This window comes from Agreia sp. Leaf335 (assembly GCF_001423605.1).
Lineage (GTDB): Bacteria > Actinomycetota > Actinomycetes > Actinomycetales > Microbacteriaceae > Agreia.
The window spans coordinates 48692-65982 of record NZ_LMOQ01000003.1; the positions used below are offsets into that span (position 1 = coordinate 48692).

21 protein-coding genes are annotated in these 17291 nt (G+C 66.6%); 9 read left to right on the forward strand and 12 right to left on the reverse strand.

Annotated elements, in window-relative coordinates; translation table 11 throughout:
• Positions 1-122: 122 nt before the first annotated feature.
• Positions 123-1097 carry a nuclear transport factor 2 family protein gene (locus ASF79_RS10585; protein WP_055854857.1) on the forward strand — a complete coding sequence of 325 codons (975 nt, stop codon included), beginning with the start codon at positions 123-125 and terminating at the stop codon, positions 1095-1097.
• Here ASF79_RS10585 and ASF79_RS10590 read toward each other — a convergent pair.
• The 5 genes from ASF79_RS10590 to ASF79_RS10610 all read right to left on the reverse strand — a co-directional run bounded on the left by ASF79_RS10590 (position 1060) and on the right by ASF79_RS10610 (position 4351).
• Complete coding sequence (locus ASF79_RS10590; RefSeq protein WP_235500733.1) at positions 1060-2370, reverse strand: MFS transporter; 1311 nt, start codon at positions 2368-2370, stop codon at positions 1060-1062. The two genes, ASF79_RS10585 and ASF79_RS10590, sit on opposite strands and share 38 nt — an antisense overlap.
• The gene (locus ASF79_RS17705; RefSeq protein ID WP_055779517.1) at positions 2367-2951 is read right to left on the reverse strand and encodes a winged helix-turn-helix domain-containing protein; all 585 of its coding nucleotides are present in this window, start codon (positions 2949-2951) and stop codon (positions 2367-2369) included. The genes ASF79_RS10590 and ASF79_RS17705 overlap by 4 nt, the downstream gene beginning before the upstream one ends.
• 88 nt (positions 2952-3039) lie before the next feature.
• Positions 3040-3471, reverse strand: a complete 432-nt coding sequence (locus ASF79_RS10600) for a bleomycin resistance protein (protein ID WP_055855997.1) — start codon at positions 3469-3471, stop codon at positions 3040-3042.
• Positions 3472-3614: 143 nt separating this feature from the next.
• Positions 3615-3923, reverse strand: coding sequence for a winged helix-turn-helix domain-containing protein (locus ASF79_RS10605; protein ID WP_055854863.1), 309 nt, complete (start codon positions 3921-3923; stop codon positions 3615-3617).
• Positions 3920-4351: a hypothetical protein gene (locus ASF79_RS10610; RefSeq protein ID WP_055854865.1), complete on the reverse strand. Its 432-nt coding sequence runs from the start codon at positions 4349-4351 to the stop codon at positions 3920-3922. The genes ASF79_RS10605 and ASF79_RS10610 overlap by 4 nt, the downstream gene beginning before the upstream one ends.
• Positions 4352-4646: 295 nt before the next feature.
• Here ASF79_RS10610 and ASF79_RS10615 point away from each other — a divergent pair, with 295 nt between their 5' ends.
• Positions 4647-5804 carry a sensor histidine kinase gene (locus tag ASF79_RS10615; protein ID WP_235500734.1) on the forward strand — a complete coding sequence of 386 codons (1158 nt, stop codon included), beginning with the start codon at positions 4647-4649 and terminating at the stop codon, positions 5802-5804.
• 7 nt (positions 5805-5811) lie between these two features.
• Here the strand turns inward: ASF79_RS10615 and ASF79_RS10620 are convergent, their stop codons facing one another.
• The gene (locus tag ASF79_RS10620) at positions 5812-6306 is read right to left on the reverse strand and encodes an Lrp/AsnC family transcriptional regulator (protein ID WP_235480564.1); all 495 of its coding nucleotides are present in this window, start codon (positions 6304-6306) and stop codon (positions 5812-5814) included.
• Between the two features lie 101 nt (positions 6307-6407).
• Between ASF79_RS10620 and ASF79_RS10625 the strand changes: the two genes are divergently transcribed.
• The gene (locus tag ASF79_RS10625; RefSeq protein WP_055854871.1) at positions 6408-6887 is read left to right on the forward strand and encodes a DUF2000 domain-containing protein; all 480 of its coding nucleotides are present in this window, start codon (positions 6408-6410) and stop codon (positions 6885-6887) included.
• A gap of 6 nt (positions 6888-6893) precedes the next feature.
• Here the strand turns inward: ASF79_RS10625 and ASF79_RS10630 are convergent, their stop codons facing one another.
• Entirely contained in the window at positions 6894-7613 is a 720-nt protein-coding gene (locus ASF79_RS10630; RefSeq protein WP_055854874.1) for a TetR/AcrR family transcriptional regulator, read from the reverse strand.
• A gap of 102 nt (positions 7614-7715) precedes the next feature.
• On the opposite strand from ASF79_RS10630, the gene ASF79_RS10635 reads away from it, so the two are divergent.
• Entirely contained in the window at positions 7716-8561 is an 846-nt protein-coding gene (locus tag ASF79_RS10635; protein ID WP_055854877.1) for an SDR family oxidoreductase, read from the forward strand.
• A gap of 65 nt (positions 8562-8626) precedes the next feature.
• Here ASF79_RS10635 and ASF79_RS10640 read toward each other — a convergent pair whose 3' ends face one another.
• Together ASF79_RS10640 and ASF79_RS10645 are read right to left on the reverse strand one after the other, a co-directional pair.
• Positions 8627-9226 (reverse strand): class I SAM-dependent methyltransferase, encoded by a 600-nt coding sequence (locus ASF79_RS10640; protein ID WP_055854879.1) that lies wholly within the window; start codon positions 9224-9226, stop codon positions 8627-8629.
• A 17-nt stretch (positions 9227-9243) separates the two neighbouring features.
• On the reverse strand, positions 9244-9516 hold the full coding sequence (locus ASF79_RS10645; protein ID WP_055854881.1) for a hypothetical protein: 273 nt from the start codon (positions 9514-9516) through the stop codon (positions 9244-9246).
• Positions 9517-9663: 147 nt separating this feature from the next.
• Between ASF79_RS10645 and ASF79_RS10650 the strand changes: the two genes are divergently transcribed.
• The 5 genes from ASF79_RS10650 (at position 9664) to ASF79_RS10665 (ending at position 14769) form a co-directional block, all read left to right on the forward strand.
• Positions 9664-10092 (forward strand): winged helix-turn-helix transcriptional regulator, encoded by a 429-nt coding sequence (locus ASF79_RS10650; RefSeq protein WP_082495835.1) that lies wholly within the window; start codon positions 9664-9666, stop codon positions 10090-10092.
• Between the two features lie 3 nt (positions 10093-10095).
• On the forward strand, positions 10096-12327 hold the full coding sequence (locus ASF79_RS10655) for an LLM class flavin-dependent oxidoreductase (RefSeq protein ID WP_055854882.1): 2232 nt from the start codon (positions 10096-10098) through the stop codon (positions 12325-12327).
• A 138-nt stretch (positions 12328-12465) separates the two neighbouring features.
• Positions 12466-12630 carry a hypothetical protein gene (locus ASF79_RS17345; RefSeq protein WP_156351762.1) on the forward strand — a complete coding sequence of 55 codons (165 nt, stop codon included), beginning with the start codon at positions 12466-12468 and terminating at the stop codon, positions 12628-12630.
• Positions 12631-12778: 148 nt separating this feature from the next.
• Complete coding sequence (locus ASF79_RS10660) at positions 12779-13747, forward strand: ABC transporter ATP-binding protein (protein WP_082495836.1); 969 nt, start codon at positions 12779-12781, stop codon at positions 13745-13747.
• Positions 13744-14769: an ABC transporter permease gene (locus ASF79_RS10665; RefSeq protein WP_055854887.1), complete on the forward strand. Its 1026-nt coding sequence runs from the start codon at positions 13744-13746 to the stop codon at positions 14767-14769. Before ASF79_RS10660 ends, ASF79_RS10665 begins: the two co-directional genes overlap by 4 nt.
• 34 nt (positions 14770-14803) lie before the next feature.
• Here ASF79_RS10665 and ASF79_RS10670 read toward each other — a convergent pair whose 3' ends face one another.
• The 3 genes from ASF79_RS10670 to ASF79_RS10680 all read right to left on the reverse strand — a co-directional run bounded on the left by ASF79_RS10670 (position 14804) and on the right by ASF79_RS10680 (position 16568).
• Positions 14804-15085, reverse strand: coding sequence for a hypothetical protein (locus tag ASF79_RS10670; protein WP_055854889.1), 282 nt, complete (start codon positions 15083-15085; stop codon positions 14804-14806).
• A gap of 102 nt (positions 15086-15187) precedes the next feature.
• Complete coding sequence (locus ASF79_RS10675; protein WP_055854890.1) at positions 15188-15646, reverse strand: putative immunity protein; 459 nt, start codon at positions 15644-15646, stop codon at positions 15188-15190.
• Between the two features lie 124 nt (positions 15647-15770).
• Positions 15771-16568 carry a CPBP family intramembrane glutamic endopeptidase gene (locus tag ASF79_RS10680; protein WP_235500735.1) on the reverse strand — a complete coding sequence of 266 codons (798 nt, stop codon included), beginning with the start codon at positions 16566-16568 and terminating at the stop codon, positions 15771-15773.
• Between the last annotated feature and the right edge of the window lie 723 nt (positions 16569-17291).

A 17291-nucleotide genomic window follows, 5' to 3' on the forward strand; every position in this document is an offset into this window, starting at 1 on the left:
ATATACAGAGGTGGGAGCGCGGCGGCGGCGAACCTGGCTGTTGCCCGTGACCGCGAGCGTTGACGGGAGAACCGCATGGGACTGTAGGGCCACTCCCAGTCGGCGCCGGAAGAATAGTTGTCATGACAACTAATAGAGGAACCCTCAGCATGGTCACCCGAGTGGCAGCAGCCGTTGCGGGCGTCGCCATTCTTGCCGGATGCTCGACTGCCGGCTCGGCCTCATCGACCGGCGACACGTCATCCAGCCCGACGGCGGCCGCGGTGGTCGACACGACCTCGAGCGGCGGAACGAGCGCGGACCGCTCGAATTCGACGGTCGAATCGGCCAACGAGAAGGCGGTGCTCACCCTCATCGCGGATGTCTTCCCCGATCCCACGTCGGCCAAGGCCAAGGCCGAGGCGGAGGCCGTGGTCGCCCCCGACGCAGTGGCGCACGGTTCCGGTCTCACCGCGGGCCCCGGCGGACTGCTCGACCAGTTCGCGGCGGCGCACACCCGTGTCGCCAACGCGCAGGCGGTTGTCAAGCACGAGGCGGCCGACGGAGATCTCGTGGCCGTGCACTGGCAGATCGCTTCCGACCCCAACGATGAGCGAAGCGGAGAGGCCGCGGTCGACCTCTTCCGCGTGACCGACGGCAAGATCGTCGAGCGGTGGTCGTTCTCGCAGCCGATTCCAACGGGCACCCCGGCGAGCGGAAACACGAACACCATGTTCAGTGATCTGTACGCCAACGCCGCCAAGCCGGGATCCGTGTCCGAGGCCCAGGAGGAGCAGAACCGCACCTTCGCAGTCGGGGCCTACAACACGCTGTTCCGCGACCAGGACGTGTCGGTGCTCGACACCTCGTTCGACCCGAACTACCTGCAGCACAACTCCGTGGCCCCCAATGGCACGGCCGCGCTCAAGGGCTTCTTCTCGGGTTCCACGAAGTTCCCCGCCCAGGAGTCCTCCATCTCGCTCTCTGACGGCGACCTCGTCTGGACCTTCTCGCAGAGCGCCGGCGCGAAGGCGAGCGATCCGTTCCTTGCGGCCGACATCTTCCGCGTCGACGGCAAGCTCATTCGCGAGCACTGGGACGTGGTGCCCGCGAACTGACGCTCGGCGAAGGGTGCCTCTCCATCTGTCGCCACGAGCCGCCGAGCAGCGGGGTCAAGGTGACCAGCGTGTAGACGACCGCGATGATGCCGAAGGCCCAGGAGAGTCCGATGGTGTCGGCAGCGACTCCGCCGAGTAAGGCTCCGAAAGGCACCCCCGCCCACGCCCCGGCATTCACGAGGCCGAATACCCGGCCTCGCATGTGCTCCGGAACCCGCTCGAGTTGCACCGCCCCGAGGATGGGGTTGACGGCCCCGGCGGCGAGTCCTCCCAGAGCGGTGGCCGCGACCAGTACCGGAAGGGGAGCGTCGAGGGCGAACGCGGCGCTGGCCGGGCCCCCGGCCAGAGCGAAGCACACGGCGAGTGTCACCCGACGCCCGACGCGATGCGCAACGAATCCGAAAGCGATGTTGCCAAGCAGCGCGCATCCGCCCATCACCGCGACGAGCAGGCCGAGCGCGGCCGCGCCGCCGAGCCGATCGTTCGCGTACAGGGGCAGCAAGGACGAGCTGCGTGCGGCATCCATCAGGTTCGTGATCAGCACCAGCGCGACGATCAGTCGCATGAGCGGATCGCGGACGACGAAGCGAAGCCCCGCGGCGAGGTCCCTCCAGTAGCCGCTCGGCGCAGCGAGCGCGTTCGCCTCGGCAGCGGGCTCGACGGGAGCAGCAGCCACGAAGGCCCGGGTGAGCAGGCCTGAGACGGCGAAGGTCGCCGCGTTGACGAAGAGCGCCGCGATCGGCCCCATCAGTGCGACGAGCAGTCCGGCGAGTGTGGCGCCGATCAGACGGGCCAGCCTCTCGGAGCCGTCGAGCAGGCCGACGCTGCGCTCGAGCGGAATGCCCGCGCGTTCGGTGAGCCGAGGCAGCATCACCCGGCGCGCGGTCTGGCCGGGGGTGTCGAGCAGGCCCCCGGCGAAGACGAGAACGAGAAGGGCCCAGAACGGCAGTCCGACCGTGAGCGCGAGCAAGGGGATCGCCAGCACGGTGGCTCCGCTGATCACGTCGGCGACGATGGCGGCTCGGCGATGCCCGACGCGATCGACGACCACCCCGCCGAGCGCTCCGCCCACGACGATCGGCACGGTGGAGAAGAAGGCGGCGATTCCCACTTCGACCCCGGATCCGCCGAGACCGAGCACGTAGAAGGGGATGGCGAATGTCGTGATGACGTTGCCGGTCTGCGAGATGGCGTGGGCTGCGAGCAGGGCCGACAGTGACCCGAATGCCCGCCGTCGCTGGCCACGGGATGCTGTCGGCGGCGCGGTGCTCACGGGCGGCGGTAGGCCTGGTACACCACCGACACGGGCGCGGTGTCGGAGTCGGAGTCGGTGCGACCCGCGCTCGTCTCGGCGTAGCGAGTGACCAGAGCCTCGACCTCGGTGGTCAGCGAGGCGAGTTCGTGCGCCGTGAGTCGCAGCACGCGGTCGCCCGTCGCGCCGGCCTCGATCCATTCGCGCGGCATCGTCGGTGCGGCGTCGATGTAGTCGGAGAAGCGGGCGGCATACGCCTGCCCGATCGACTTCTGCAGCGCCCACGATGCGGCCGCCTTCTCCGGGTCGTCGAGCAGCTCGGCCATGTCCCAGCTGGTGAGCGGAGCGGCCGCCTTCCACCAGCGCTCCCGCTTGTCGGCGCTCTGCGGCTCGGCCGGTTCGATGAGGTCGATGGATGCGAGCTTGGCCAAGTGGTAGCTGACCGTGCCCGGTGCCTCGTCGACGATATCGCCGAGCTGCGCGGCCGTCTGTGGCCCGCGCTCACGCAGAAGGCCGAGCAGGGTGAGTCTGGTCGGATGCGCGAGGACGCGCATCGAGGCGGCCGAGGTCAGCGGACTGTGGCCTTCGTGTGCGGGGGTCATAGCCCCACCGTAACTACACAAGAACTATTGCGCAAGAGTTCTTGTGCATTTGAGATCACGGCGCTCGCGGACGCGGGGCTAGTTCCTCCTACGCCTCGCTGACGCGCAGTGGGCGGCGGCCCAGCGACGACTGAAAGCGCACGAGGTATCCGTCGGGATCGGCGACGATGAACTGCGTCACACCGGTTTCTTCGTCGCCGACGCGATACCAGGTGGTCTCGAGCGGCAGGTAGAACGGGATGTCCGCCGCGGACATCGAGGCGGCGAGGCCGTCGGCATCCGGAACGCTGATCTGGAAGTTGATGCCCCGACCGAACGGCACCTCGAGCGGGCCTGTGATCCAATGCCGACCGTCGCCGATCTCCTCGAGCATGAGGTGTGCGGAGCCGTGCGTGATGTAGGCGAAGCCCTCCTCGGGCCGGTCGTACAAGACCGCGAATCCGCACGTGTCGCGCCAGAAGGCGAGGCTCGCGTCGAGGTCGGTGACGAGGAGCTCGGGAACGAGTGCGGGTTCGGGCATCGAGCCATTGTGCCAGCCGTGCGCCTGGTCCCGTGCGATGAGCGCGCCTCGAGCGGGCGAGCGCGCCATGCAGGACGGCGCGCTCGCCCGCTGACGGCGCGCTCGGGCCGGGCTCGCTCTCGACGCGAGCGCGCTCGCTGCGGCTACTCCAGCCCGGCGATCTCGCGGAGCGTCGCGAGGTGGGACTTCCACGCGGAGCGGCCCTGCTTGGTGAGCGTGAGCGAGGTGCGCGGCATCTTTCCGGCGAAGGACTTTCCGACCGCCAGGTATCCGGCGCCCTCGAGCAGAGAGACCTGCTTGCTCAGGGCAGAATCCGTGACCTCGACGGCGTCGCGTACCTCTTTGAACGAGAGGGTCGAGGCGCGGTCGAGCGCGGCCACGATCGAGAAGCGAACGGGGTTCTGCAGCAACTCGTCGAGGCGGTGACGCGGGTGCTGCTCGACCGCGGTCACGGGCGAGCCTCGCGAGCAGCGCAGGCCATGGTCACGAGCAGGATGAGGGCCGACGTGATGCCCGACCAGAGCACCGATCCGTGCGCCCAGATCACGACCGAGATGGCCGCAGCATAGGTCACGAACCAGGCCGCGATGTAGCCGGTCCAGCGGCGGCCGCGTGAGAACGCGGAGCGACCGCGGATCGAGATCATGAAGAACATGATCAGGGCGAACGTCGCCGTCAGAGTGCCGAAGTAGGCCAGACCGAACGCGTTGCCGGTCGTGAGGCCCATGGCGAGCGTGCCCATCGACGTCGCCACTCCGAGCGACAGGATGAACGTGATGTAGGGCCAGCGCGTGGCGTTGTGCGCCGATCTGCTGAGTCGGTCGGCCTGGTCGAGCAGCAGTCGCGCGTCGGCCGGGGCTACGGGTGTTCTGTTCTCCATGAGAGGTCTCCTCGTCGTTTCCTCAATCATGGCAAGTACTTGCCAAAACGGCAAGTACTTTCTCGAGCGAGGTTCTCGTCGCAGGGGTCGAGCGCGCCGTCGGCGGGCGAACGCGCCACTCGCGACGGCGCGTTCGCCCGCTGTGCGCGCGCTCGACGGCCACGTCGCGACAATCCGCACCGCCCGGCATCCGCTCGTCGTCGATTACTGAGCGAAATTCCCGGAATCTTGAAACAATGGCCAGTGACGCACCATTGGCGGTGCATGGGGGAATTCAGTGTCGACAGTGCAGAACGTGACCCGACGCGATGCGATCGCGCAGTACGAGATTCTCGGAGCATCTCCCGAGGAAGACCTGCAGGGGCTCGCTCAACTGGCCGCGACTCTGTGCGCGGTTCCGACCGCGGTGATCAACCTGATCGACGACGAGAATCAGTACCAGGTCGCGGCCGCCGGCTTCGAGCCCTCCGTGTGCTCGATCGAGGAGTCGATGTGCGCGGTGGCCCTTCAGACGCCGGGCCTGCTCGTGGTGCCTGATGCGACGAACGACGACCGTTTCGCATCCAACCCGTTCGTGACCGGCGCCCTCGCCAATGTGCGCTTCTACGCGTCGAGTCCCCTCATCACGCCCGCGGGCGTGCCCATCGGAACCATCTGCATCTTCGACGATGTCACCCGCGATCTCACCGACGAGCTCAGCGGCTGTCTTGCGCTGATCGCGCGCCAGATCGTCGATGTGCTCGAGCTGCGTCGGGCCACCCGCGAGCTCGAGAGATCGAATGAGCAGCTCGAACGCTTTGCCGGTCAGGTCAGTCATGACCTGCGCAATCCGCTCACCGCTGTCGCCGGCTTCATCGAACTCGCCGCCGACAGCCCCGAGGTGGTGGCCGCACCGATGGTCGCCGCCGCTCTCTTTCGGGCGGATGCGGCTGCCACGCGCATGGACAGCATGATCGCCGACCTGCTCGATTTCGCGCGTCTCGGCGGATCGCGCCCGCGCCGAGAAGAGATCGACCTCGACGAGCTGATGACCGCTGTGCTCGACGACCTCGACCAGGCGATCCGCATCACCGAGACCGTCGTGTCTGTCGACGCCGACGCGCGGGTGTCGGGAGACCCGACCCTGCTGCGCGCGCTGTTTCAGAACGTGGTCGCGAACGCGGTGAAGTTCAGTCACGCCGCGGGTGTCGACCCGAAGGTCGAAGTAAAGACTTACGCGCTGGATGGCACGTGGCGTATCACGGTCGATGACAACGGCCCCGGCGTTCCCGATGACCAGCGCGAGCGGGTGTTCGGCCTGATGGAGCGCAACGTCTCGAGTGAGACTCCCGGTCTCGGTATCGGACTCTCGACATGCCGCCGAATCGTGGATGCGCACGGCGGCAGCATCGGCATCGACACCTCGCCTCTCGGCGGCGCGAGCGTGTGGGTGATCCTGCCGCGAGGGGCGTAGCTGCCGACTACGAGCCTCGCTTGCCCTGACCTGTCGTCGACCCCGCCGGCACCACAGCCCTGTTGCGGATGTGCTCGTAGACCACGGTCGTTCGCACGTCGGCCACCTCGCGGCGCTGGGTGAGCCGGTCGATGACGAAGGCGTATAGGTCGTCGTTGTGGCGCACGCCGACGTGGATGATGAAGTCATCGTTGCCGGTGGTGACGAAGACGCCGAGGGTCTCGGGTAGCCCGCTCACCCAGTCGCGAAACGCCTCGATCACCTCGCGCGAGGGTGGCCGGATGCGGACCGCCACCAGTGCCTGCACGCCTCGGCCGATCGAACCCAGGTCTACTTCGAGGCTGGCACCCGTGATGATGCCGCGTGCACGGAGGCTGCGTGTGCGCTCGAGGGCGGTGGTGGGTGAGACGCCGACAGAGGCGGCCAGGTCGCGATTCGTCTTGCGTGCATCTGACTGCAATTCTCGAAGAATCGCGAGGTCTAGTTCGTCCATGTCGGCCATACGCTCTCCTCCACCGCATTAAGTACGGAATTCCAGCGCCGCACCTATCGATGATCGTACGCTGTGCCGGTATTGCTGTTCACTCACGATCCGGAGCATCCATGTCTGACTCTTCTCCATCTGCAATCGGCTTCACCGACGACGAGATCGACACCTCTGCTCCCACGAGAGCTGCGCGTTTGAAGTGGGTCGTCGTGATCAACGACTCGATTCCCGCCGGGCGAGCGGTCAACGCCGCGGTGTGCGTGGCGGGCGCGACGGTCGCGGCGGTGGGCGGCCTTCTCGGGCCGGATGCTGTGGATGCGGCCGGCCAGACGCATCCGGGTCTGCCCTGGGCAGGCTGCTCGGTCTTGACCGCCGACGCCGAGACCCTGCGAGCCATCCGGGCGAAGGGTGAGGCGCACGAGGCGACCTTCGTGGCGGACATGCCCGAGGCCGCCCAGACCACCCGGGTCTACGACGAGTATCTCGGCGCTATGTCGTCGAGCGAGGCCGAGGGGATCGAGTACCTGGCCGTCAGTCTCGTCGGGCCGAAGAACCGCATCGACAAGATCGTGGGGCGGCTACCGCTGATGGCGTAGGTGCCCCTACGACGCGATCGCTCGGTCGAGCCACTCCAGCAGAAGTCGGCGCTCGCCGGTGGTCAAAGATTCGAGCTGCGGAGCGACGGCACGGAAGGCCACGGTCGTCGCGAGGGTGTCGTCTGTGACCGGCCCCGTCGCATCCGTGAGGATCTGAGAGAGAGCGGCGTCATACATCGTGTCGGGCAGTGCGTTGTCGCGCTGCTCCAGGGGTGTCGCCAGCATTGCGAGGATGGCGCCCGTGCCCGCAGCCTGAATGATGCCCACGGCCCGGTTCTCGCTCACGCGAAGGCGGCCGGCGGCGGCGATGCGGTGTACGCGAGCCTCGAGAATGCGCAGCCCGGACTGCGCGGCGGGGGAGTTCTCGGCGCGGGACGGGTCGCTCAGTAGGCGGAACAGCACTGGATTGGCCAGGCCGAAGTCGATCTGGTTCTGCCATCCGGCGCGCAGATCGTCGAGCGGGTCGATGTCGTTCTCTGCCGCGGACTGCACGGTTGCAGCCTTCGCTGAGACGAGCTCGCTCATCACGTGTTCGGCCACGGCCTCGAGAAGACCGTCTTTGTCGCCGAAGATGCGATAGATCGCCGGAGCCTGCACGCCGGCTCCCTCTGCCACGGCTCGCGTCGTGACGGCGGTCGGTCCGCCGTTCTGGAGGAGGCCTGCAGCGGCGGCGATGATCCGGGCGCGCGTGTCGGCCTGCCCGGCTGTTCGAGTCGATTTCTCCACGTAACGACGATAACAGTCGAGTGTTACCACAGAATGTTTCCGGTGCTACTGTTTAAACGATTCCATCGATAACACAAGATCGACTACGCGAAAGGCCTTCTCATGATCATCATCACCGGAGCAACCGGAGCCCTCAATGGCGCCACCGTCGACCACCTCCTCGAGCGTGTCCCTGCGAGCGAGCTCGTCGTGGCAGCGCGCGACACCGCGAAAGCCCAGCGCTTCGGCGACATCGGCATCGAGGTGCGCCGAGCCGACTATGCGGATGCGGACTCGCTGCCGGCAGCGTTCGACGGAGCAGACCAGCTGCTGCTCGTTTCGTCGAGCGACCCCGCGGCTGACGCCGTCAGCCTGCATCGCGCCGCCATCGATGCCGCCGCCCAGGTCGGCGTCGGGCGCATCCTCTACACGAGCCATCAGGGTGCCGCGCCCGACACGCCCTTCGCGCCCGGCCGTGACCATGCCGCCACCGAGCAGCTGCTGGCCGCATCCGGAATCGCATGGACCTCGCTGCGCAACGGCTTCTACGCGCACAGCCTCAACTGGAGCCTCGGCGACTGGCGCGAATCCGGCATGATCGTCGTGCCTGCCGATGGACCGATGTCGTGGACGGCACGCGAGGATTCGGCCGAGGCCGCCGCGGTGATCCTCGCGTCGAACGGCGGCTACGACGGCGCCGTCACGCTCACCGCGAGTGCCGCGCCGACGTTTGCAGACATCGCGGCCATGGCATCGGATGCGGTCGGTCGCGACGTGCGCCTGCGCGTGCTCGACGACGATGCCTGGATCGCGGCCCAGGTTGCGGCCGGTCAGCCGGAGTTCGTGGCTCGCTTCATGCTCGGCATGTACCAGGCTGCTGCCGCGGGGTTCTTCGCCGGAACCGACCCGCTGCTCGCGAGCCTGCTGGGGCGTGAGCCGAAGACGGTGCGGCAGCTGCTCGAGGCGTGACTGGCGAGGTGTGACCGGCGAGGCGTGAGAAACCGCCCTTCATTCAGCTCGCGCGGGGCGATATCTCACACCTCGATGCGTCGCGCGACGATGGCCGCGTGTGGTCGTGTCTTCGGCGAGGTGCGGGTGTGCGTCTCGACGATCTCGAATCCGGATGCGCGCAACCGCTCGCCGAGTTCGGCGGTCGGCCAGCGATAGGCCGTCGTCACGGCGTGGTCGAAGGGCTCGACGATCGCGCCCTCGAAGAACCCCGCCAGCAGGAGCCCGCCGGGCCGCAGGGCACGCGCGATCTCGTCGAGGCCCGGGCCGATCGCATCCGGCGTGTGGTGAATCAGTGAGTACCAGGCCAGCACGCCGCCGAGTGAGGCGTCGGATGCGTCGAGCGCCTCGACGCTTCCCGTCGCGAATCGCACGTCGGGGTAAGTGGCGCGAGCGTGCTCGATGAACGCGGGCGTGAGGTCGACGCCGCGAATGTCGAGGCCGCGCTCGGCGAGGAAGGCGGTCCAATGGCCGGGGCCGCATCCGACGTCGAGCGCCGGGCCGTCGACCTGAGTGCCCCAGCTGGTGATAAGCGCTGCGTCTGAGGGGTGCATGGCCTCGACGACTCCGAGCGCCTCGATGTACTCGGCCGCCCGGGCCGAGTACGCCTCGCTGACGTCGTTCATGCGGATTCCTCTCGGCGTCACCGGGTCTTGTCCGAATCCGACGGGACGTCGTCGAGCTCGTCGGTCTCGACGGGGATGGTCGGCTGGTTTGCGCGGTACCGCATCGTTAGGGTGGCCGCGATCGTGACTGCGAAAAAGAGGATGGCGACCACGAGCCACGGCCAACTGTGGTCGAGCGTGTAGAACAAGAGGTAGCTCGCAATGTAGAAGAACGGCGCGATGAAACTCACGTAGCGCAGTCGTCGGGTGGTGAAGGTTCGCGCCGCAGCAGCTTTCCATCGTTCTGCCATGTCACCCCCCTCGCCGCATCCATTGTCGCCCAATGCTCTTATTCACGTTAGAGGGAGCGTGTGGTGACGAATCGCTGAGCTCCGCTCCGCGCGTCGCTCTGTATTTCAGAGTTGCTATTCAATAGCTAGCGGCGTACTGTGAGGCGCATGACTCCGAAGCCTGCCGCCTCTACCCATGATCTGCACACCTGCGACGCGGCAGTGAGCCTGGCATTCAGCATTCTGGGCAAGCGGTGGAACGGCATGCTGCTCTCGACGCTCGGCAACGGACCGCTCTCGTTCGCGGCGCTCAAGCGCGGTGTTCCGGGCATCAGCGACGCCATGCTCTCCGACCGCCTCACCGGGCTGGCCGAGGTCAACCTCCTCACCCGCAGCGTCGACGCCGGGCCCCCGATTGCCGTCACCTACACGCTCACGTCGCAGGGGGAGCAGCTCCTGCCCCTGCTCGAACAGCTCGGCCAGTGGGCCGCCAGCAACCTCGAGCGCCCCGCCGAAGAGCGCCCTGCCGAAGAGCGCCCGGCCGAAGAACGGCCCGCCGCCGCGCACCAAGACGCGGCTCCCGCAGAAGAGAACTGACCCATGGATTACGGACACACCCTCCGTTTCGGCACCTTCGTCACACCAACCGCGGCACAGCCCCAGGGTGCGGTTCAGCTCGCGCAGCTCTCCGAGACGCTCGGCTACGACCTCGTCACCTTTCAAGACCACCCCTACCAGGCGTCGTTTCTCGACACCTGGACCCTGATGTCGTACGTCGCGGCGGCGACCACGCGCATCCAGATCTCGCCTAACGTGTTGAACCTACCTTTGCGGCCAGCGCCGGTCACGGCCCGCGCGGCCGCGTCACTCGACCTGCTCAGCGGCGGGCGCTTCAACCTCGGCCTCGGCGCCGGCGGGTTCTGGGATGCGATCGAGGCGATGGGTGGGCGACGCCTGACCCCGGGTCAGGCCGTGGGTGCCCTCAGCGAGGCCATCGACATCATGCGCGGCACGTGGGCGGCGGGCGAGCGCGCCCTGCTCAAGGGCGGCGAGTATTACCCCGTCAACGGAGCGAAGCGCGGTCCCGCCCCGGCGCACGACATCCCGATCTGGGTGGGCGCGTACAAGCCGCGCATGCTGCGGCTCACCGGCGAGAAGGGCGATGGATGGCTGCCGAGCCTGCCCTACCTCAAGCCGGGCGACCTGCAATCGGGCAACGCCCGCATCGACGACGCGGCGGCAGAAGCGGGGCGCAATCCCGCGGAGATCCGACGCCTGCTCAACATCACCGGCACTGAGAGCCTCGACCAGCTCGCGGGCATGGCGCTCGACGACGGCATCGGCACGTTCATCGTGATGGGCGACGACCCCGCGGTGCTGCAGCGCTTCGCCGAAGAGACGATGCCGCAGCTGCGCGAAGCCGTCGCCGAAGCGAGGGCGACGAGCGGGATCGTCGCGACCGACAGCATCCGGCCGGCCCGCGCGATAGCGCAGCGGCGCGAGGGCATCGCCTACGACGAGCTGCCCTACTCGCTGCGGGAGAGTGCGATCGAGCCGGGGGACACGGCGTATGCGGGAGTTCGCTCCACTTATATGCGCGGCGGTGCGCCCGGCCTCGTGCTGCGCCCGCGCGACGTCGATGAGGTGCGCGACGCCCTGGCGTTCGCGCGAAAGCACCCGTCGCTGCCGCTCGGTGTGCGCAGCGGAGGCCACGGAATCAGCGGCCGCAGCACCAATGACGGCGGCATCGTCATCGACCTCAAGAAGCTGAACGAGATCGAGGTAGTCGACCCCGAGAATAGGCTCGTGCGCGTCGGTCCGGGCGCGCGATGGATGGACGTGGCCGCCGCCCTGCAGCCCTTCGGCCTGGCGCTCTCGAGCGGAGACTATGGCGGAGTCGGTGTGGGCGGACTCGCGACCGCCGGCGGCGTGGGCTTTCTCGGCCGCGATCACGGGCTGACCATCGACCACATGGTGGCGGCGGATGTGCTGCTGGCCGACGGAACGCTGGCGCACGCGTCGGCGACCGAGAACCCCGAGCTGTTCTGGGCGGTGCGCGGCGCCGGAGCGAATGTGGGCATCGTGGTGTCGTTCGAGTTCGTGGCCGATGAGGTGGGCGACGTCGGATGGGCGCAGCTCGCGTTCCAGGTCGACGACGCGGCGCAGTTCCTCGAAGACTTCGGTCGCCTTCAAGAGGAGTCGCCGCGCGACACCACGCTGTTCCTCATCTTGAGCGGTGGTCGCCCCGCCGAGCCCGCGACCGCGCAGATGTACGGAGTGGTGAACTCCTCAGACCCCGACACGATCATCGCGCGCCTGCAGCCGTTCGCGGAGCTCGCTCCGTTGGTCGGCCAGCAGGTGCAACTGCTTCCGTACGCCGCGGTCATGGCGAACGCCTCGGATGTCGCGCACAACGGCCAGGGCGAGCCGTCGTTCCGCTCGGGGCTGGTCGAGCACCTGGATGCGCCGACCGCGCGGGCCGCGGCCGCTCTGGCGACGTCGGGTTCGGCGCCGTGGTTCCAGATCCGCCCGGTGGGCGGCGCGATCAACGACGTGGCCCCGGATGCGACAGCGTACGCCCACAGATCGGCCAACTTCTCGATCACCTCGGTCGGTCGCAGCGCGCGCTTCGAGCAGCTGTGGGATTCCTTGGCCTCGCACTTCGATGGCCTGTATCTGAGCTTCGAGAGCAGAACGGGCGAGCAGATCGTGGCGCAGGCGTTCCCGCCCGCCACGCTGGCCCGGCTCCGGGCGATCAAGGCACAGGTCGACCCAGACGCCGTGTTCAAAGACAACTTCGGGGTGGCCGTGGAGCCGGTTCCGCTGGGCTGAGCACCTGTGCGGATCGAGGGGCCGTGCCAGGAACGAGCAGCCGTATCGAGATCACTTTCTCGTGACAAGGGGCTGACTTGCCGAAGGCCCGCTGCAACACTGTCCCCTGGTAACGACGCCGCTTCGAAGGGATGAAACATGACGACGATTCTTTGGTACATCGGCGCGGTGGGTTTTCTCATCGCGGGCGTTGCGATGGCACTGCTCAACCAGTGGGCCCTGGGCGCCGCGTTCTTTGCACTGGCTGCGGCCCTGTTCGTGTTCGCCGTGAGGGAGCAACGCAAGGGCGCGCCTCGGAGCTGAGGTGCCGGGCCGCTCCGTACACCACGTGCGCCGGCGATCTCATCCCTTGCCGTATGGAATCTCCCTCTCACGAGGGAGGCGCCGTGCTGTTGCACGCCCGTAGCGTCTGAGTTATCGGGAACAGCACCGTGCTGCGTGAGAGGTAACGATGCAACAAACGATTCGCATCTGGCCGGTGATCGTCGACTCGATCGTCAAGCGCTATGGCAAGAAAGTGGTGCTCGACGACGTGTCGCTGAGTGTCGACTCTCGCGAGATCTTCGGGCTGCTCGGCCCGAATGGCGCGGGTAAGTCGACTCTGCTGGAGAGCATTGCCGGTCTCCGGGCGGTCGACAGCGGAACGGTGCGCGTGTTCGGCGCCGATCCGACCAAAAGTCGTGCCGCCATCACCCCCTACATGTCGGTGCAACCGCAGGCGGCTAGCCTCTTCGAAACGCTGACGGTCGCCGAGACCTTGCGCCTGTACGCCTCGTTCCACTCCTCGCCGGATGATGTGGGCGCGCTGATCGGACGGCTCGGCCTGCGAGAGCAGCGCGACACGAGAGCCGGGAATCTCTCGGGTGGGCAGATGCGCCGCCTCCTCATCGGAACAGCCCTCGTCGGCAGGCCGAAGCTCGTCGTTCTGGACGAGCCATCTGCGGGCCTCGACCCGCAGGCCAAACGCTCCCTCCATGACCTCATCAGAAGCACACGCGACCGAGGCATTACCGTGCTGCTCTCGACGCACGATATGCAGGAGGCTACAGAGCTGTGCGACCGCGTCGGGATTCTGGCCGGGGGTCGACTGCGTGCCGTCGGCACGCCGGACGAGCTGATGCGGGATCGTATCGGCGGGGCGACGGTGTCGTTCGTCATCGACGAGGCCGTCGATCTCGCATCCCTTCGGCACCACCTGGAAACGAGCGAGGTCAGCGTCGACGCAACCGGGTCGGGCACCCGCGTCGTCGTCCGCACCAGTGATCCAGACGACGTCGTTCGCAAGCTCACGTTCAGTCCGACGCTACGGGCCCGCGGCTTCCACGTGCAGCTCCGCACTCTCGAAGACGTCTATCTGGAACTCACCGGAGACGGCACGATTCCTGTCTTCGACGGACATAGCGCAGGAGGACGGGCATGAGCGCGGTTCAGAGCGACACGCCACGATCGGCCTTCGTCGAGTTGAGTTCGGCCAGCGCCAAGGAACTCGTGCGGAACAAGAAGGGTTCCTTCTCGATCTTGTTCATGGTCGGCTTTCTGTTCCTGCTCATCGTCGGGATCAACCAGGCCGTCAACGTGGCGGGACGGCCGGCGCCCGTGGTCAGCGTCTCGGGTGACGCAAGCTCCGTCTCCTCGGTCGAGGCTGCATTCGATGACGCCGGCATCGCCCTCGCCACCGCGGGGTCTAACGCGACCGTCACCGTTCAGGGTGAGTCCGCGATAGTCGTCGTCGATACGGCGGATCCGCCGTACTGGTTCGGGATCGTGGACGCGCTCGAGGGAGCCGGCGTCAGCTCTTCGAAGATCTCGGTCGTCGACGACACCGGCTTCGTGCAATCCGATCTCGTTCGAGCGAACCTCGCCACGATCGCGGCTCTGGGATTCATGGCCATCACGTTCATGGGCACGGCGCTTCCGCTCGTCGCCATGCGCGAGCGCGGAACGCTGCGGCTGCTCGGCACCACCCCGCTGCGGAAGCTGACGTTCATAGCGGCCCAAACCCCCGTGCGAGCCGCAGCAGGCCTCATCGTGGCAGCCGTCGTCGTCGTGGTATCGATCGTCATGGGGTACTTGGATTTCGGCGGAGTGCTGAGCTTGCTCGTCTCGTTCGTGCTCGGTCTCGCGATGTTCTTCTCGTTCGCGTACCTGCTGGCATCTCGCTCTCGCAATACCGAGTTCATCAACAGCATCGCCGTGATCGTGCCCATCGTGGTGATGTTCGCGTCCGGCGACGTGTTCCCGAAGCAGATACTTCCCGACTGGATCGAGGTGATCCTTCAATGGCTTCCGTCATCGTGGTTCGTGCAGGCAGCGAGCGCGGACCTCGTCGGGTCGGCGACCATGCTGCCGGTTCCGATCCTGTGGCTGATGATGGCAGGGTGCACCGTGGCGATGTCACTGCTCGCAGCTCGCCTGTTCGTGTGGGACGACAGAGAACGCTGATTGACCGAAGCGCCGCACGCGATTCGCAGGCGCCCTACTTCTTCGACTTCTCCTGAATCTTCTGAACAGCTTCGTTCCACTCAGCGGCCAGCGTGGCCCTGGTGTCTTCGTCAAGACGATCATCCAGCACGTCGAGGAACGGGTTGGGCATCGCCTTCTTGGCGGGTAGCGACGACAAATAGAGGCTGGCCGCTTCTCGCACGCGCGTCGTAGCGCGCTCGATCTGCTTCATCGAGCTCTTGTCTGCATTAGCCACACGGGAGTGCTTCTCAAGGGCCGACATCAGCTTCTTCAGCGCGTTCGCATTCTTGGTCATACAGGTATTGTGGCGCGTTCTGGAGTGCGCAGTACATGGCCTCTGTAGCAAGCCTTCCGGGCTCGACATGGACTTCCCATAGCGTTCATAATCGGCAGTTTGCTAGAGACCTTTAGGGAATCCGATGGGACGCAGCTCGGGGGCGAGGCTCTCCCATTGCCAGACTCGCTCGGCTTCTTGATCGACGGTGCCGCCCCCGTCGAGGCCAACGGCTTTCGCAGCATATGCCGCAGCGTGCGGCGAGTGGTCGAACATGTGGGCCACAGCGCACGCCTGGCCGGCTGCACGAGCGGCGGCGACGGCTGCCGGCGCCCCTGCTGTGGTCGCATCCCGAGCGGCCGCGTGAGCTGCGAATGCAGCCGTGCGACACGCCGTCATCGGAAGCTCGCCGCGCTCCCACGCGCGCACTGCTTCGATCGCTGCGCGCGGGCGATCATCACCTGGTCGCTGTTTTTCGAAGATCGGCAGGGCGCGCTCTGCGCAGCTCGCCGCCCACAGCGCGATCGCGTGATGGACCGGCGGCTCAGGATTGGCCCACGTGGTCTTCGACTCCTCGCTCACCCCTCGATCGTCTCAGTAATCAGCTTGAACAGGATGGCGAGCCCCCCCAGCCACCAGTATGTAGACCCCAGCGGCGACGAGGCTGACTCGGAATCGCTGTGGCACCCGCGTTGCAGCACTGGTGTTAATGGGCTCCCTGGTCATCGGATATCCCATTCCGCAGAGGCGCGTCGACCGCGTGCGTTCGTTCGTCGGTTCCCTTGATGACCCAGTACACGACGACAAGCGAGAGGACGCCGACAACGGGTCCGAGAAGCGACCCGAGCGCGGTCGAGATCGGAGCGTGGTTCACGGAGAACACCGACACGTCCCACAGGCCGTGTAGCAGCATGGCCCAGATCAGCGAGCCGGTGACGCGACGCACGATGTAGAACGCAGTCCCCGAGGCGAACGCCAGCGCTGCCTGCAGGAGCGAGCCCGCCAGAGGGGCGCCGAGGGCAGCGTTGACGAGGTGCATAACACCGAACAGGGCGCTCGAGAGAAACCAGACCCAGCCCTCACCTAGCCGGGACCGCAGGGCGGTCAGCAGCAGGCCCCGGGCCATCAGCTCTTCGTTGAACCCAACAAGCACCCCGAGCGCCACTAAAGCAAACACGAACGAGGCATCGAACTGCGACCAGTCCGTGTTGATCAGGTTCAACACAGCGGCGACGAGCATGATGATCGGCACGAATACCGGCCACCTGTGCTGAGACCGTCGGCGCTCGAACAGGGCAGGGCGCCACCAGCCCAGCAACGTCGCGACAATCACGAGCCCGACAGCACCGACGGCCAAATCGAGCACCGCCCCACGCCAGGTCGACTCAGCGGATGTGCCGATCTCGGGGAAGGGCACACCGCTCAGGGTCGACACGACGAAGATGACAAGCACGTAGCCGGCCCAAATCGCCAAGCCGATCCAGATCCGAGGAGAAACACGCATAGACAACCCTTCCGTACGGGGGACTACAGACAACTAGGTGAGGAGCCCCCCGCTCGTACTAGTTGTTGATCGGCGCCGACCGCGCCGGCGGCCGGTCAGGCAGGCGTAGCTCGATCGCAGCCGACTTCGCCCAACAAAGTCAACACGACCGTGGGCCAGAGAACCAGACCTTTGTCGATTCGTGACGCGACCATCACAGCGAGTCCTTGACGACCCCTCATCGGGCGCTTCGCCTTGAGCCGTCATGCAAGTGCCCGTAGGACCGGCGTCTTGCAAGCCCTCCGTGTAGAGCGCTGTGCAACTACTCAGGTCACTCGCGGCTAGACGAGGTCGGCTGCACGGTTTGGTCTAGTTGGTGTCGTGCGCGACGGAGTTCCAGAAGGACAGAGGTAGCTCCGATTCCCATGACGGCAGAACCCACTAGTGGTAACCAGCTGCCGCTTCCTAGGGCGAGGAGAATCAACTCCGCAGCAACAACTAAGCCACTCCCAATAGCGATGGCCACCAAAAGGACCTTTATGGGTTTGCGCTCACGCTTCACCCTTGACAGTCAAGCCTACGGAGGCATCAGAACGCAGCGAAAAATTGACCAATCTCGCGGAGCGCCCGTTCGACGAGCCCTCAACGGGTAGTTCGTTCTGCGCAGTCGAGCTGGTGCCCGTTTGGCTACCGCTACATGAGCACCATCCAATGGCGGCGTGTGAGTCGCAGCGATAGATGGTC

Coding starts and splice junctions, on each gene's coding strand:
- ASF79_RS10585 (WP_055854857.1), top strand. CDS start 123: ATGACAACTAATAGAGGAACCCTCAGCATGGTCACCCGAGTGGCAGCA.
- ASF79_RS17705 (WP_055779517.1), bottom strand. CDS start 2,951: ATGACCCCCGCACACGAAGGCCACAGTCCGCTGACCTCGGCCGCCTCG.
- ASF79_RS10600 (WP_055855997.1), bottom strand. CDS start 3,471: ATGCCCGAACCCGCACTCGTTCCCGAGCTCCTCGTCACCGACCTCGAC.
- ASF79_RS10610 (WP_055854865.1), bottom strand. CDS start 4,351: ATGGAGAACAGAACACCCGTAGCCCCGGCCGACGCGCGACTGCTGCTC.
- ASF79_RS10620 (WP_235480564.1), bottom strand. CDS start 6,306: ATGGCCGACATGGACGAACTAGACCTCGCGATTCTTCGAGAATTGCAG.
- ASF79_RS10625 (WP_055854871.1), top strand. CDS start 6,408: ATGTCTGACTCTTCTCCATCTGCAATCGGCTTCACCGACGACGAGATC.
- ASF79_RS10635 (WP_055854877.1), top strand. CDS start 7,716: ATGATCATCATCACCGGAGCAACCGGAGCCCTCAATGGCGCCACCGTC.
- ASF79_RS10640 (WP_055854879.1), bottom strand. CDS start 9,226: ATGAACGACGTCAGCGAGGCGTACTCGGCCCGGGCGGCCGAGTACATC.
- ASF79_RS10645 (WP_055854881.1), bottom strand. CDS start 9,516: ATGGCAGAACGATGGAAAGCTGCTGCGGCGCGAACCTTCACCACCCGA.
- ASF79_RS10650 (WP_082495835.1), top strand. CDS start 9,664: ATGACTCCGAAGCCTGCCGCCTCTACCCATGATCTGCACACCTGCGAC.
- ASF79_RS10655 (WP_055854882.1), top strand. CDS start 10,096: ATGGATTACGGACACACCCTCCGTTTCGGCACCTTCGTCACACCAACC.
- ASF79_RS17345 (WP_156351762.1), top strand. CDS start 12,466: ATGACGACGATTCTTTGGTACATCGGCGCGGTGGGTTTTCTCATCGCG.
- ASF79_RS10660 (WP_082495836.1), top strand. CDS start 12,779: ATGCAACAAACGATTCGCATCTGGCCGGTGATCGTCGACTCGATCGTC.
- ASF79_RS10665 (WP_055854887.1), top strand. CDS start 13,744: ATGAGCGCGGTTCAGAGCGACACGCCACGATCGGCCTTCGTCGAGTTG.
- ASF79_RS10670 (WP_055854889.1), bottom strand. CDS start 15,085: ATGACCAAGAATGCGAACGCGCTGAAGAAGCTGATGTCGGCCCTTGAG.
- ASF79_RS10680 (WP_235500735.1), bottom strand. CDS start 16,568: ATGCGTGTTTCTCCTCGGATCTGGATCGGCTTGGCGATTTGGGCCGGC.